Genomic DNA, 14,560 nt, shown 5'->3' with positions numbered 1-14,560 from the left:
GTCTTTACGGTCGAGCTATGAGGTCGGCGACCCATTGTCCGGTGAAAGCTGCGGAGTCGGCCCAGGGCCAGGCGAGGAAGTCGCCTGCCAGGATCACGCGCCGGGCACGGGCGTGTGCACGGTAGGCCTTGATGTGCGCAATCCTTCCGGGTGCGCTGGTGGGCATGGCGTGGGGGATGCGGACGACCAGATGGTTTTCGGGGCTCGTGGCCAGCGCGTCTTGGAGTGTGGGTTCCCATGTGAGGAGCGCTCGACGGGCGAGTTCGATGATCTCGGAATCCGCCCGTGAGGAGAGTTCACGGGCGTGGCGGTCCGCAAACATGCAGGTGACCAGGTCGCCGGCGCCGTACGCGTGACCGGCGCGGCTGGCGACACAGAGGGCGGCGAGAGGCGGCTCGTCGGGGTGCATCAGGACGCCGTAGGCACCGCCCAGCTCGTGGGATCGCAGACGACGCCGGGTTCCCAGGCCGACTAGCAGACCGACGCTGTAGGGGGTGCACGCGGCAGCGGCTTCCAGGGGGTCGAGTTTCTTCAGGCGACGGATGCCGGGGCCTGGCAGCGCCACGATCACTCTGTCCGCCCGGAATCGGCCAGTGTCGGTGTGGACCGTGACCGATGTCGGGCCTTCCTCGACCTGGGTGACGTTCACTCCGGTGCGCACGTCGAGCCGGGCGGCGAGCGCGTCGGTGAGGCTGGACAGCCCTCCTGGCATGGTCAGGGTCTGTTGGCGTAATCCATGTTGTGCCATCGCGGCCACGGCCGCCGCCGAGGTGGCATGGGTGTCTTGGAAGTAGAAGCCGTGATAGGCCGGTCGCCAGCAGCGTTCCGCCAGCGTCGCAATCCCCAGCGCCTGTGACCACTCGGTTGTGGGAACCGGGTCGAGGTCGAGCCAATCGAGCGGATCGACAGTGCCTCGACGCCGGTATCGGGCCGCGAATCGGGCGAGCCCGGGAAGCTCTCCGGTCACGGTACGTAGGGACAGGATGCCCGCCTTGATCGCGGTTGCTGGCCGGTCGGCTCGGAAAGCACGGATCGCTTCATCGATGGCGATGGCGCTGTCCCGGCGCACCGCCTGCAAGGGAATGCCCATTTCGCCCGCCAGCCCGGGAATGATCCGGTAGGCGTCGGTGATGAAGTTGGCTCCGGCTTCCATGGTGCATTCGTTCACCTGGACCGAACACATGCGCCCGCCGGGGCGGTCGGATCGTTCCAGCACACAGGTGCTGATTCCTGCGCAGCGCAGCCGCCAGGCGGCGGCGAGTCCGCTGATCCCGGCGCCGACCACAAGCACCTCGGACATGTGTCACACCCGCACGATCCGGTCGAGGAGAGCGGTGAGCCGGCGATACTCCTCGCCGGTCACCGGTGGTTCCAGCATGACCGCGCCCAGATAGAACGCTTGGGCCAGCCGGCACATATCGTCCGCGAGCGCCGGATCGTCGGGCAGGAGCTCGTGGTACATCTCGGCGACGAACGCCGTCCTCGCCTGGTCCACCTGCCTCAGGTGCTCGGCCACCGCAGGATCGGATGCCGCCCACCTCCGGACCGCAGCCTCCAACGCCAGGTCTTCGCAAGCGATGGCCTCAATCAACCCGCGCAACCGTTCACGAGGGGAACCCAGAGCCGCCAAACGAGACATCGGGTCCATCGCGCCACGCTGGTAGAGATAGTCCATGAGGCTTATTCATAGGAGTGTTTTTACTTCCCCCGGCTAACGCTTTGTCCCGAGAGGAAAGTGAGGGCGGTTTGCTCGAGCTGAGATGATCAAAGTGTATCACCACAAAGACTCTCAGATGAAAGACAAGTCGCTGCCATGAATACTACCACGAGTCTTGACTGTGACCAGATCCGTGACCTGTGCGAACTGATCCATACCGCCTGTGAATAAGACTCCAGTATTCTCAGACGCTCACCCGCTCATACACGTTGGGCTCCAGGTCCCGCATCTGCTTCTCCACGCTGGCCGCCAGGGCGGAGTCGTCCAGGCGCAAGCCGAGCTCGACGTTGCGTTCCTCTGCGCTGTAGGAAAAGTTCGCGCTGCCCACCAGCAGGAAGCGGTGGTCAATGCTGAGAAATTTGGCGTGACTCGTCACGGCGTACCCGTCCTCCTCAGAGACGCGCGTGCGCATGACGACGGCACCCGTGAGCAGGCGTGCCATGTCCTCAGTGGTGAGCGCCGAACCGCGCCGCACATCCCTTGAACTCGCCACACCGGTGGGGCGCCGGGCAGGCCGGCTTGGTTGTGTGAACCACCCGTCAGCGGCCCGCGTCTCCACATACAGACGCACGGCCGCACCTGGCCGCTCCCGGACCAGTGCGACGAGAGCCTTCCACAGTGCCGATGTCGGTTGGAGGTTGTAGGTGGCGCAGACGACCGATGTCATCGCACTGCCAACCATGCCGAAGATATCGCCCGTCAGGGCTCCCATACCGAGCAGCCCTGGAGGCGCCGTCCACACGGGCTCGGCATTCCTGATCCTGCTCGCTGCTCCAGCGACGGCCACCAGCACGGCGACGCTGTGGTCTCGCGTCCGAGGCCCCAACCCGGCCGCTTCCAACAATTCCCTGGCCCGCATACGGCGAGTGGCCGGAACGACGACGAGCGCCTGGCTGAGGGTTGCCCCGGCCGCGAGACGAGCGGCGATGCCGTCGGCCTCAGCGCCGGTGAGAAAGGCGCCGAGGGTCCGTAGCGGCTCGGCAGCATGTGATGGCATGGGATGTGCTCTGCCTCACGCGAGACGCACGTCACGGAAAAACGCGAGGTCGGCGGAGGTGAACGTCCTTCCGTCGATCGCATAGTCTCCCGCCAACGGCACCACGAAGCGGCGGTCGAGGAACCGGTTGGCTCGCTCGCAGGAGGTTTCCGAGACCATCGTGCAGCAATGACAGGCGGCGCCGTGAAGGAAGTCCTCGGGATCCTGGGGGACGCGCCTGGCGCATACCGGATCCGAGGAGCACCGCATCATTCCCGTTAGCGCGGCATCGACCACCTGGGTGAGGCGGTCGGGTTCGGACAGGGCCACGAGGCCGCCGAGCGTCCCGTCGGAGTCCGAAGCCGTCGTTGTCAGCAGCATCCCAGCTGCTGCTGTCCTGCGCTGTTCGGTGGCGGGCCAGGCGTAGATGCGTTCGGAGATGGAGGCGGCCCCGTAGCCCGACGACATGGCCATCTCGCGGATGAGGGCGTGGGCGAGGGTGTGGATGAGCCAGTAGCGCGGCGGCACGAAACGCTCGTCGGGATTGATCTGCTTGGCGGTCTCGGAGAAGCGCCGCTCAACGTTGCGCATGTGGGCCTTGCGATGAGCTTTCCACAGTGGGCTGGCGAGCACCCGAGCCTCCCAATCGGACACGGCCTCCTCGTTGAACTGGAGGAAGATCCCCTCACCGCGATCCTCCGTAGCGGGCACCCAGGTTGGCCGGCCTCCTCGCACCAGGTGCACGAGCCGGGCCCCGGTGTCATCGATGCGATCGAAGTCGTCGATGCGGGTGAAGCCGAGGATGGCGTTGACCTTGCGCAGCCGGTCGACGGCGAGGACCCGGTCGATCCCGCCGGGCAGTGCACCACGCTTGCGGGGTGAGACGACGAGCCCGCTGGCGGGGTCCTCGTGACGCTCACCCGAAGGCTCCTGCTGGAGGTAGTTCCACTCGGGGACGAGAAGATCCACCGGATTCCACTCCTCACGTCGTTTGAGGCGTTCGTCGTCGCTCTCAGCCGGAACCGCAAGCCGTCGTAGCAGGTCTATGAGTTCGGCATCGCTGAGATCGAACAGGCGCACAGCCTCGGCGTCGCCACGCTTGAGGAGCATGCGGGCCGTCTTCACGTTCTCCCCCACATCTGCACGGTCCTCGCCGAGCGCCCTGCCCAGTGCCGCCACGCGGTCCCGGGTAACCTCGGCGGGGTCCAGACGCGGCATGTCGATGATGGACTGGGTGGTGGCGAACCAGAGGTTGGAGGCGCCGATAAGCATGACGCGGGGTTCGGCCTGGCAGCCTCCCTCGGTAAAGATCCCGAGGTGGGGGTGGCGTCCGCGGCAGCGCGGGAGCCGACGGCGTCCTTCCTCGCCCTGGGCCTGGGACATGGGACGGCTGGCCCCACAGGCCCGGCAGGTGATGATGGCGGTGACGCCGCGCTGGGAGGTGTCGCGCATCTCCAGCTCGGGGTTGGGTGCCTTGGAGCAGTGGGCGCCCTCGTGGACCCACCAGTCGTAGGGGAACTCGTCGAGATGGCCCAAGGGGCAGGCCAGGAGATAGCGGTCAGGTACGCACGGTGCGCGTAGTTTGCCTTTGCATTTGGCTGTGCCCTTGCGGCGCCCCTGGGCTGTGGTTGTCCGGCGACGGCGCCCGGGGCAGTCGCTGTGCTCGAAGGCGGCCTGGTCGGGGCGGAAGGGGTGGGTGTTGCGGTAGTCGTTGACGAACCTGCTCAGCGGGGCCAGGAGGTCGCAGCCTGTGCAGCGCAGCCACTGGGGGAAGACCCGCGCGGGCACACCCAGGTCGTCCCCCTCACGGCGGCGGCCCGGGCGGGTCGGCTGCCAGGGGAAACGTCGCAGCTCACCAACCTGGTGGCCGAGCATGAGTTGGATGGTCTCCAGGAGACGGGGCGCGTGGACGGTGACGGGCGCGGAGCTCCGGCGCCGCCAGATGCGCTCCCAGTCGTCCAGGCCGGCGGGCATGATGGTGAAGTGGGGAAGGTCGATGACCGCGCCCGGCCCGTAGGTGTAGAGCAGGGTCGTGGGTCTGGCGGAGCCGACCTTCGCGTAGTTCTTCTTGGCCTGGTCGGCGGCGAGCCGGTCACCGTCGCCCAAGGGGTCGACGGCGGTGAGGTCGTCCTCGAGCATGGTGGTGTCGGCCTCGTTCTCCCGCGTGGTGTCCTGGCTCACTGCTTTTCCTCCTGCTCGGTGTCGTTGGTGTCTGCGGGTTCTTGGCGCTGCCAGGCCGGGCCGTCCTCCGGGGAGCGGTCCACGAGGCGGTTGGGATCGGGTGAGACGAGCAGGTTTATCTCCGGCTGGACCTCCCGCATGGAGCCGGCGACGACGAAGGGAGCTTCATCCCGTTGGGGTGTGTGACCGCCGCTGGACTCCGCTGAGCGCAGGAGAGCGAAGAAGCGCTCGTCGTCGGCGCCGCGCTCGTAGACGAGCTTGCCATCCCGCCCGGCGACATCCTTGCCCCTCCGCTTCCATTCGCTGATGCGGGCCTCGAGACGACTGGCCGTGTACCGGGCGGCGTCCTCACCTCCCGCGGCGGTGACCCGATCGGTGAGTGCGCTCGCCAGCTTCGTCAGCGCCTCCCGCTGCGTGGAGGCGTTACCGGCATCGTGCTCCGGGCTGAGACCCTCACGAGTGCCAGCCTGGGTCACGCGCGCGGCGGCGACGAGGGCCCCATCGAGGCCACGGTCCACGGCCGTCACCGAGAAGGGGGTGACGGACAGCGGCTCGACCCGGGCGTAGAAGGTCTCGTGGAAGTGACGGAACTGCTCGTAGTGGGCCAGGTCGCGCGGCCGGGCCCAGTTGCCCAGGGCGACGACGAGCCCGGGGCGGTTCGCGTCGCGACCGACACGGGAGGTGGCCTGGATGTATTCGGCGGTGTTCTTGGGCTGGCCGACGACGAGCATGAGGCCGAGCCGGGAGACGTCGACCCCGACCTGGAGCATGGAGGTCGCCAGGACCACGTCGTAGGGGTTGGCCGCCGCCTCCCGGCGCTGGGCGCTCTTCCCTGCGCGGGTCGCCGCCATCGCCGCGTCCTTGGCCGCGGTGGAGTCGATGTCGGGGTCGAAGGTGAGTCCCATGCGGTCAAGAGTGGCGGTGATGTCCGCCGAGGAGACGCGGGAGGTCAGCTCGCCCAGGTGCAGGGCGCCGAATTCCGTGCCCCGGCGGCGCGGCAGGCGGGAATCGCGTCCCGGCTTGGCCAGGCCGGTTTGAATGTCGTCTTGGACGTAGCGGGCCATGCCGGCGAGCTCCCGGGTGGCAGAGAAGTAGCCGACAAGGGTCATGTAAGGATCGGCCGCCGCGCCGACGCGGTCCAGGAGGAGTTGGGCGCCGGCCATGAGCACCTGGGTGGTTTGGATCTCGGCGGCGGTCAGGCGCACCCCGGTGGTCGACAGGCCCACGTACAGGCGTCCCGGATGCGTGTGGTCGATGGGAACCGCTCGGGAGAAGAAGGTGTCGGAGGCGTCGAGGACCTGGGGCGGGAAGATGGTGACGTCGCGCCCGTAGAGGAGCCGGACCTGGTCGGCTGCCTTGCGGACCGTGGCGGAAGATGCGACGAGCAGTGGGGCGGCGGGGCGTCCATCGGGGGCGGTCCAGGCGCACATGGTCTCGACGGCGGTCTCGAACAGGCCGACGGTGGTGCCCAGCGCTCCGGTGATGAGGTGGAGCTCGTCCTGGATGATGAGGTCCGGGGGGCGGAGCCTCGTGGCGGGACGGACCGTGGCGGCCGGGAGGCTTCCCTTGGCGCGGTGGCTCCCGTTGTCCGCCAGTGTGCAGCCCGCATAGTCCGAGCTGTTGCGGTGGTCGAGGAGAGGGACGTAGCCATGGCGCCCGCAGCGGCGGGCCACGTGCCCGAAAAGCGTGGCGGCGTGTCCCTCGCGGGCAAGCCGGGCGAGCTTGTCGACGGTGGCGATGACGAAGGCCGGGGCTAGCCGGTAGATCTCCTCATCGGTGGTCAGGACCGGCAGCCCGTCGGGGATGTTGCCGTCGCCTTCGGAGAAGGGACACTCGCCGTAGGGGTCGGGGCAGCGCACCACGACGCGCTCCGCCATCTGGGCGACGTCCCTCACGGTGACGTCATTGGAGGTCAGACGCAGGCCACACCAGGGGCAGTGGCCGAGCTGGAGGGCGGAGAAGCGGTGACCGGCACCGCCGCCGGGGCGGTCGCGCAGGCGCTGGAGCTCCTCGGCGGCCTCGCTCACGCGTTTGGGGGACACGGCGGTGCCGACCCACAGGCCGATGCGGAAAGGCTCGCTGCCCCAGGTGACGGGGTCCTCGCGGCGGGCCAGCTCGGCGGCGCACACGAGGGTGGTGGCGCGCTGGAACTGCTGAGAGGTGAGCAGGCGCAGGGTGTAGCGCATGAGGACGGTGACGCCGACACGCCCGTCGATGAGCCCGTCCGGGGTCTCGAGGAGGCCCTGCCGGCGGCGAATGGCGAAGGCATAGGCGGCCAGCCCCAGGTAGGCCTCGGTCTTGCCGCCACCGGTGGGGAAGAACAGGAGCTCGACGGTGGCGAGGGCTCCGGAGCGCCGCTCGGCTGCCGGATCGGCGAGAGCGGGCAGCTGCATGAGGATGAAAGCGAGCTGGAAAACGCGCCAGTGGTGGGGGTAGCTGCCCTCCAGGACGCGGGCCTCGGCCTTTTCAACGCTGAGGGCTGGTTCGGCGGCGCGGGCGGCGGCGATCTGGGAGTGGACGCGCTGGTCGGCCATGACCTGATTCATGAAGGCGAAGCAGCGGCGTGCCTCCGCTCCGTCCGGGGTGTCGGCGGTGAGGTGTGCCAAGCCCTCGGCGAGCTGTGTCCGGACCTGGCGGGCCTCGGCGAGGGCCTCCTCGGCCGTGTCCCGCAGATGGTCGGGCAAGTCTGCGGCGGCTTTGGTCTGCTCGTCGAGCCAGGTGCTGTAGGCGCTGACGATGGGGCCCAGAGCGTCGCGGAGAGCATCGGAGCCGTTCGGAGCGGCGGCCGCGGCGGCGAGGGCACGCATGTCGAGGAGGGCGCCGGGGACGTCCGCCGCGGCGGTCTGGGGCGTCTCGACGGTGGGGGTCCAGGTGGTGTGGACCTGGACGGCGCGGCGGGGCGCTTTCTCGCCAGGGTTCGCGGGCGGTAGGTTCCAGTCGGCGGAGCAGGTGCGGCCGACGGCGAACTCGAGCCGGTCGCGGTACTGGAGGTCCAGGCGGGCCTCCTCGCTGCCGGGATCCGGCCGTGGTCCAGAGCCCAAGGGGGGAGGGAGCGTGGGGTCGTGGACGGGAAGGAAGACGGCGCGGCCACCGGCGTCGACGTCGATGCGGGTTTGGAACATCCAGGCCTCGGTGGGGATGCGCCTGGGGGTGGTGCGGTCATTGCACAGGGCGAGTTCGATGAGGTAGCGGTCAGCGGGCTCATCGAGGTGGAAGTCGATGCGGAGGGTGACGTCCCCATCGAGGATGCGGTCCTCGGTGCGGCCCGGAGTGAGGGCGGCGGGTTCGACACGGAGGCTGTGCGCGTGGGGAACGCGCTGGTAGCGGGTGCCTGTGTCGGCGGAGGCCTGGCCGGTCTCGGCCCCCGCCCCGGTGGGCTCGTAGGTGCCCCAGCTGACGTGGACGTTGAGGGCGTCGAGGTCGGCGGGGACCTGGAAGCGCAGACCCATGGAGGCGGGGATCATGAGTCCCCGGCGGACGGGCTCATCATCGGTGTCCTCGCCCGGGTCCTCGTCCACGGTGGCGCTGAGCGTGTCCTCCTCGGAGCCGGTGACGGGGACACCGGTGGAGGCTGCGGCGTCCAGTGGGTCAATGCCTTCCCCGTCCTCCAAGGTCTCGGCGGCTGGAGTTTCCGCGGTGTTCTGCAGGCGGGTGGGGGCGATGCGTCCGAGGAGGTAGCGCTGGCTGGGCTGGGTGGTGAGGACCTCCGAGTCGCCCTCGGCGGGGCCGAGGAGTTCGCGGCGCAGGATCTCCAAGAGCCCGGCGCGGACGGAGACGGAGGTGGGGCCGGGCTCCTCCTCGAAGACGTAGGCGGTGCCATCGTGGGGCGTGGTCTCAGACATCGAGGGTTTCCTCCTGACTGGGCTGGGTACGACGCTTCCCACGGGCCTTCTTCGCCGGCAACGATGCTGCCTCAGCGGCGGCGCGGCGGTGGTTCTCCTCCAGGAGCCGGTCCAGGATCTCCACGCGAGTGGCCGGGGGCACGGTCCAACGGGTCATCTTCCGGTAGGTGTGGAAGCCGTGGGTGAGGTCGAGGTCATCCCAGCCGTAGGCGGCGGCTACGGCGGCATCGAGCTCCACGTGGATGTCACGCATGCGGTCCACGTCCGGGTCGGTGCCAGCCTCTAGACCGGGGTCATTGACGAGGTTGTAGAGCTTGGTGAGGCCCAGATCGCGGCGCAGCATGATCTCGCGCCGCTCGGTATCCAGTGTGCGGCCGATGGCCTCCAGCTCCGATGTGGGCTCGGGACGCGGGAAGGTCTCAAAGACATCCGACGGCGTGTATACGGAATCAGACCGCATCGTAGAGCCATATTTAATCGCCCAGTCCTGGTGAAATATCGAGCTCAATACACTAAGAAACCACATACGGTCACTCGACAACACCACCAACTTCTGATCAAACACCTGCCCAGAGGTAACAAGTTCAGGAATAAGAGTGTTGCTCACTTGAGCAATCACGAGCACTTCATCAAGACCCGAAATTGCTTTCCGCATCGCAGGTCGAGAGTTCCAGTACTTCCACCATTCATTGACCATTCGAGGATACTTTTCAGCATCCTTTACCGCACGTTCTGGACGAACCTTATCGAACACGCGCCACCACGGCAGCTTATACTGCCGCGCCGCCTCTTGACTTCGCTCATTGAAGTCAACAACCCACCGGGACGCAGAACAGTCAGGACGGGAGTTGAGATCCTTTCCGTTGAGATAAGGGAAGATGACCTCGGCGTTGCGCGGGTCCTGTGCAATCCAGGTTTGCGCCTCCTCCGACTCCAGGATGAATCCCGTGCCGAGCACAACGAGGCTTATTCATAGGGGTGTTTTGGTTTCCCTCAGCTAACGCTTTATCCCGAGGGGGATGTGAGGGCGGCTTGCCCGATCTGGGATAATTCAAAGTGTAGAAACAAAACCCTCAGATGAAAGACAAGCCGCTGCCATGAATACTACCACAAGCCTTGACCGCGACCAGATCCTTGACCTGTGCGAACTGATCCACACCTCCCGTTCCGGAAACCTTCCCGCAGCAGGGTCCCGCACCTTGGGGTTGTTCCGCTGTATCCAGGTCACTTTGTTGACGCTCAGACACAATCTCACCCAAGAGTTGCTGGCCGACATCCTCATGGTCTCCCAGGCCACCATCTCACGAGTGGTGGCGGTCTACACCCCCTTGATCGCCGAGGCCCTCCAAGCCTGGGTGCCCGGTGTGGGGGACCTCGACCGGGACCGTCAGTACATCATCGACGGTACTCTGGCGCCCTGCTGGTCATGGCACGACCGTCCCGAGCTGTACTCAGGCAAACACCACACCACAGGGGTGAACCTGCAGGTGGCCTGCACCCTGGCCGGGCACCTCGCCTGGGTCTCCCCACCCCTGCCGGGTAATGTGCATGATGCGAAGGCAATCAAGGAATCCGGCTTCCTCGAGGCCCTTGATGCCACGATGCATATTGGAGACAAAGGCTACATCGGATTGGGAATGATCACCCCCACTAAGAAACCCGCCCATGGTGAACTCGCAGACACCGATAAAAGAAACAATACGACCATCAACCGCGTCCGCTATCTCATTGAGCGTGTCATCGCGAACGTCAAAACTTGGCGTGTTCTGCACACCGATTACCGCCGCCCTTACAACACTTTCGAAACCACAATACAAGCCGTCACCGGGCTCGTCTTCGCCTACACCCTATGAATAAGCCTCATCGGATTGGGAATGATCACCCCCATTAAGAAACCCGCCCATGGTGAACTCGCAGACACCGATAAAAGAAACAATACGACCATCAACCGCGTCCGCTATCTCATTGAGCGTGTCATCGCGAACGTCAAAACTTGGCGTGTTCTGCACACCGATTACCGCCGCCCTTACAACACTTTCGAAACCACAATACAAGCCGTCACCGGGCTCGTCTTCGCCTACACCCTATGAATAAGCCTCAACGCATCCCTGGAAGGCGATACCGGCGTTCTCCGTGAGTTGCTCGGGTCTGCCGGTCACACGGCCTTCCGGTTCGAGGAGGGTGCTGATGTGGGCGACGGGCGCGTCGTCACACACGGGCCTGACTGTGGCAGCGAGATTGCCGCGGGTTCCCCATACGGCGGCGTACTCAAGGTTGGCGCTTTGAGAGGGCCAGGGGCGCGACTGGATGGCCCGGGTGATGGTGAAGCCACCGACGACCATGCGGTCGAGTCCCACCTCACGGGTGTCTCCCTGGGCCACAGTGTTGGTGGCGATGATTCCGAGCGTCCCCGTGAGCCGCAGCAGGCTGAAGGCGCGCAGAAAGAAGTACGCGACAAGATCTGCGTTTCCCGTCGTCCCCTTAGCCAGGACGTGGACAAACCACTCTCGCAGATTCTTCCCCATCGAGGGACTGAGCTTCTTCGCCCCAAGGAACGGCGGATTCCCGACGATCGCGTCAAAGCCGCCGCGCTCCATGACCTCGGGGACGGCCAGGGGCCAGTGGAGGCAGCGCCAGCGCTCGTAGTCGGTCTCCACCGTCGGGGTGAGGCCGCGTTTCAGGATGGCTTCCAGCATGGCCTCATCGCCCTCCCCCTCGGGCGGGAAGGCGCGGCCGAGGGCCACCGCCAGGTCTCCGTAGGCCTCGTTGAGCTTCGTGCCGGGTTTCGCGCCGACCGTCGGGGCCAGGCCGGTGGCCACCACGGCGTCGGCCACGCGTTCCAGGAGCTTCAGGTCCTCCTCGTTTTCCCGCTGGAGCCGTTGCTTCGTCGTCGTCGAGCGGGCCGGGTCCCCGTCATCCACCTCGGAGGCGAGGGCGTGGCGCCGATCCCGCACCCGTTCCAGGACGGAATCCACATCCAGGGAATCCGTGTAATTCCCCGCGCGGTCGAACTCAAAAGGCCTGATTCCGCTGGCAGCAGCGGGGTCGATGTGCTGGGCCCGCAGCTGACGCGGATCCGTGATCCCCAGCAGCGAGTTGCCCACGAAGACCTTGTCATCCACGAAACTGAAGGGCTTGTCCTTGTCCAGGGACACGAGCCACAGGGAGAGCTTGCACATCTCCACGGCCATCTCGTTGATGTCCACCCCGTACAGGCAACGGGCCACGACCTGCCGCAGGGCGTGGCTGCGCGCCCCGCCGGGCCGATCCGCGTAGTCCCCGAGCACCTCCTCGCGGGTCCAGGCTTCGACGAGGTGGTCGGCGAGGAAACGGGCCGCGGCCACGAGGAAGGCGCCCGAGCCGCAGGCGATGTCAGCCACGTGCAGGCCGAGGATCTGATCCGAGGTCAGCGGCCGCCAGGCCGAGCGGTCATCCGTTTCGCGCGGGCCCGGGTTGAAGACCAGCGGCTCCAAGGCGTGGCGCACCACGTCCTCGGCAAGCGACCGGGGTGTGTAATGGGCACCGGCGTTGCGCCGCGACAGGGTCTCGGTCACCACCAGGCCGCCAGGAAGGACGACTACCGGCCTGCCGCGCAGGTCCCGTCGGATGGCGCCGATCCACGGGCGCAGTTCCTCACGCAGGTCCGCATCCCGCGTCACGGTCAGCAGGGCCCGCCCGGCCTCCGCCTCATCCATCGCGTCCCCTGTACGGAAAGCCTTCGCCAAGGCGTTCTTCGTAGGAGGTTTCGCCGATGGTTGGTGCTCCTTGAGCCAGGTGATAACGGCCTCGGCGAGGTCGGAATTCTTGGCGTGCTGCTCGGCGAGTTCGTTCAGCACCGATAGCGGAACCTCGGGTCCCTCCCCCTCCTTGCCGAGCAAGCCGAGGGTCGTCTCCTCGGCCCGGATGCAGGTGTAGCCGAGCAGACCCTCGTAGATGTAGCCGATCTGCTCCACACCAATGTCCCGGAAGGACAGGCGCCGGGCCGCCTGGCCCTTGAGGCGGGCGGTCTGGAGGGAACGCAGCACGTGCAGCATGACCCGGTCGGAAACGGTGAGCAAGAGGGTGCCGTTGGCATCCGTGGCCGTCAAGAAGGGGAATCGTGCCGGATCGAACAGCGAACCGCCGTAGGCAGGGATCCGCATGTCCTCGGCGTTGACGCCGCCGTGCAGGGCGCGGGAGGTCGCCAGCAGCCGGTGCCAGGTCAGGCTCGTGCCGTCCATGGACTCCTCGCCCTCATCCCGGGCGCGCGCCTCCAACTCATCCAGGACACCAGCCAATCCGTAGCCGCCGGTGTACAGAGACTGCGTCGGCAGGAGCCCGCGCTCCTCGGCGAAGAGGAGGAAGACGGCGCGCATCATGATGGTGACGACCGCCTCGTAGACCTCGTGGGCATTTTCAGGCAGCGGGTCCGCCTGGGTCGGGCCCGCCTCGGAGGTGAGGGCTGCCTCGGACAGGGCCGTCACCACCAGCTCGACCGCTCGGCGCACCTGCGTGCCCAGGGCCTCCGTCACCTCTTCTGCTGCCAGAACGGAGCGCTTGAAGAGGGCGGGCAGCTGATCCTCGCTCGTCCCGCCCAGGAGGCGGCGCACGCCGAGCAGCTCGCAGAAGGCGTCCCGGGTGGCCGGTTCCTCCACCCACGTCTGGCAGTCCACGACGCCCGAGGCTGTTGCCCCGCCCTGGTGGGCGCTCACGAGCGCCCACCAGCGCCCGTCGGTCACCACGCCGATCGTGCAGGCCGAGTTCTGGCTGCGCAGCATGGCAGCCATCCGGTCGAGGGGGCTCGCCGCCCAGCCGTCGTCACCCTCATCGCGCAGCGAGTCCACCGGGTCGGTCACGAGCACGAGGGCGCTGACCCGCTCCCCACGGGTCAGGGCACCGCTCGGCGTCACCGTCACCGCCGGAAAGCCGTCGGAGACCACCCGGTAGACCTCACCCAGGGCGGGACGGGCCTCCGTACTGGCGTAGTTCTCGCCCCAGCCGATGACATCGGTCAGGACCGTGGCCACCCAGGCGTCGCGCGCCCGGCGATAGTCGGCCAGGACCTGCTGCGAGTCCCGTTCGCGGTCCCAGGCGTCCCAGGCGCGGTCGAAGACAGGCTGTGCCGCGCGCAGGGCCTCCCTGCGGGCCCGGCCCAGCGACGGCATGCCCTGGGGGTGCAGCGCCGTCATGACGGGAACGGACAGGAAGGGTCCGTCGGTGTCCACCAGCTCGAGCCACTCGCGGTGCTGCTGGGCCGTCGTACGGGCCATCCCGCCCCTCGTCGTCCTCGGGCCTGCTCCTCGTCTTGGGCTCATGACCGGTTGCCCCATTCCTGTGCGTCCTCCTCGGTGACGGGACCAGGGCCACGGGCGACACGTAGGGCCGCACATCCTGGTAGCGCAGCACCATCGCTTCCGCCTCGCGTGCCTCCTCAGCGGCCAGGCCCACCAGGCGGTCTTCCATGGCGCGGATGTCCTGGGCGCGCTGGTGCTGCTGCTCATCGGCCCACAGCATGGCCTCCTGCTCGCGCTCCTCGGCGCGCAGGCGTTTCAGGGAGTCGGTGAGATTGGCACGGAAGACGTCGAAGATGCCGTGGACGCGCTTCGTATCCGCCTGTTGGTGCTCCTCAAGGCTGGCAGCGACCCTGTTCTGGAGGTTGGCAGCCCGACGCTCCGTCTCCTCGACGATGCGGGCGCGCAAGTGTCCGTCATCGTTCCACAGGTCCGTCAGGTGACGGCGGACCGGCTTCTCCGCCAGCTGGTAGCCGCCCGGGTCGAGGGCGCGGTCCAGCACGTGGGAAAGTTTGTCCTCAGCGACGCGGTGTCCGCGCAATCGCACGCCGGTGACGAAAACCTCCTCGTGCAG

At 67.3% G+C, this 14,560-nt stretch carries 9 protein-coding genes; 2 read left to right on the top strand and 7 right to left on the bottom strand.

What is annotated here, in order from left to right; all coding sequences use genetic code 11:
• Window positions 1-4 precede the first annotated feature (4 nt).
• From E0E39_RS04685 to E0E39_RS04660, 6 genes are all read right to left on the bottom strand, one after another.
• Window positions 5-1,300 carry a protoporphyrinogen/coproporphyrinogen oxidase gene (locus E0E39_RS04685; protein ID WP_130873703.1) on the bottom strand — a complete coding sequence of 432 codons (1,296 nt, stop codon included), beginning with the start codon at window positions 1,298-1,300 and terminating at the stop codon, window positions 5-7.
• A gap of 3 nt (window positions 1,301-1,303) precedes the next feature.
• Entirely contained in the window at window positions 1,304-1,516 is a 213-nt protein-coding gene (locus E0E39_RS15690) for a hypothetical protein (protein WP_165444639.1), read from the bottom strand.
• 385 nt (window positions 1,517-1,901) lie between these two features.
• The gene (locus E0E39_RS04675; RefSeq protein ID WP_130873701.1) at window positions 1,902-2,714 is read right to left on the bottom strand and encodes a phospholipase D-like domain-containing protein; all 813 of its coding nucleotides are present in this window, start codon (window positions 2,712-2,714) and stop codon (window positions 1,902-1,904) included.
• A gap of 15 nt (window positions 2,715-2,729) precedes the next feature.
• Window positions 2,730-4,874 (bottom strand): DUF1998 domain-containing protein, encoded by a 2,145-nt coding sequence (gene drmB, locus E0E39_RS04670; RefSeq protein ID WP_207302418.1) that lies wholly within the window; start codon window positions 4,872-4,874, stop codon window positions 2,730-2,732.
• Window positions 4,871-8,716, bottom strand: a complete 3,846-nt coding sequence (drmA, locus tag E0E39_RS04665) for a DISARM system helicase DrmA (protein WP_130873700.1) — start codon at window positions 8,714-8,716, stop codon at window positions 4,871-4,873. The genes drmB and drmA overlap by 4 nt, the downstream gene beginning before the upstream one ends.
• A complete protein-coding gene (locus E0E39_RS04660) occupies window positions 8,709-9,674 on the bottom strand; it encodes a type IIL restriction-modification enzyme MmeI (RefSeq protein WP_207302417.1) in 966 nt (321 codons plus the stop codon). Before E0E39_RS04660 ends, drmA begins: the two co-directional genes overlap by 8 nt.
• Window positions 9,675-9,813: 139 nt before the next feature.
• On the opposite strand from E0E39_RS04660, the gene E0E39_RS04655 reads away from it, so the two are divergent.
• Complete coding sequence (locus E0E39_RS04655) at window positions 9,814-10,569, top strand: transposase family protein (protein ID WP_130873074.1); 756 nt, start codon at window positions 9,814-9,816, stop codon at window positions 10,567-10,569.
• A 21-nt stretch (window positions 10,570-10,590) separates the two neighbouring features.
• Window positions 10,591-10,806, top strand: a complete 216-nt coding sequence (locus tag E0E39_RS04650) for a transposase family protein (RefSeq protein ID WP_245988195.1) — start codon at window positions 10,591-10,593, stop codon at window positions 10,804-10,806.
• On the opposite strand, the gene E0E39_RS16280 is transcribed toward E0E39_RS04650, so the two are convergent.
• On the bottom strand, window positions 10,801-13,965 hold the full coding sequence (locus E0E39_RS16280) for an Eco57I restriction-modification methylase domain-containing protein (RefSeq protein WP_165444638.1): 3,165 nt from the start codon (window positions 13,963-13,965) through the stop codon (window positions 10,801-10,803). The two genes, E0E39_RS04650 and E0E39_RS16280, sit on opposite strands and share 6 nt — an antisense overlap.
• Window positions 13,966-14,560: the final 595 nt, after the last annotated feature.

This window comes from [Pseudopropionibacterium] massiliense (assembly GCF_900607225.1).
GTDB lineage: Bacteria > Actinomycetota > Actinomycetes > Propionibacteriales > Propionibacteriaceae > Arachnia > Arachnia massiliensis.
Note: the sequence above shows the minus strand (reverse complement) of the source record. Positions and strands in the feature narration are given on the sequence as shown.

Coding starts and splice junctions, on each gene's coding strand:
- E0E39_RS16280 (WP_165444638.1), bottom strand. CDS start 13,965: ATGGCCCGTACGACGGCCCAGCAGCACCGCGAGTGGCTCGAGCTGGTG.
- E0E39_RS04685 (WP_130873703.1), bottom strand. CDS start 1,300: ATGTCCGAGGTGCTTGTGGTCGGCGCCGGGATCAGCGGACTCGCCGCC.
- E0E39_RS04655 (WP_130873074.1), top strand. CDS start 9,814: ATGAATACTACCACAAGCCTTGACCGCGACCAGATCCTTGACCTGTGC.
- drmA (WP_130873700.1), bottom strand. CDS start 8,716: ATGTCTGAGACCACGCCCCACGATGGCACCGCCTACGTCTTCGAGGAG.
- E0E39_RS04675 (WP_130873701.1), bottom strand. CDS start 2,714: ATGCCATCACATGCTGCCGAGCCGCTACGGACCCTCGGCGCCTTTCTC.
- E0E39_RS04650 (WP_245988195.1), top strand. CDS start 10,591: ATGATCACCCCCATTAAGAAACCCGCCCATGGTGAACTCGCAGACACC.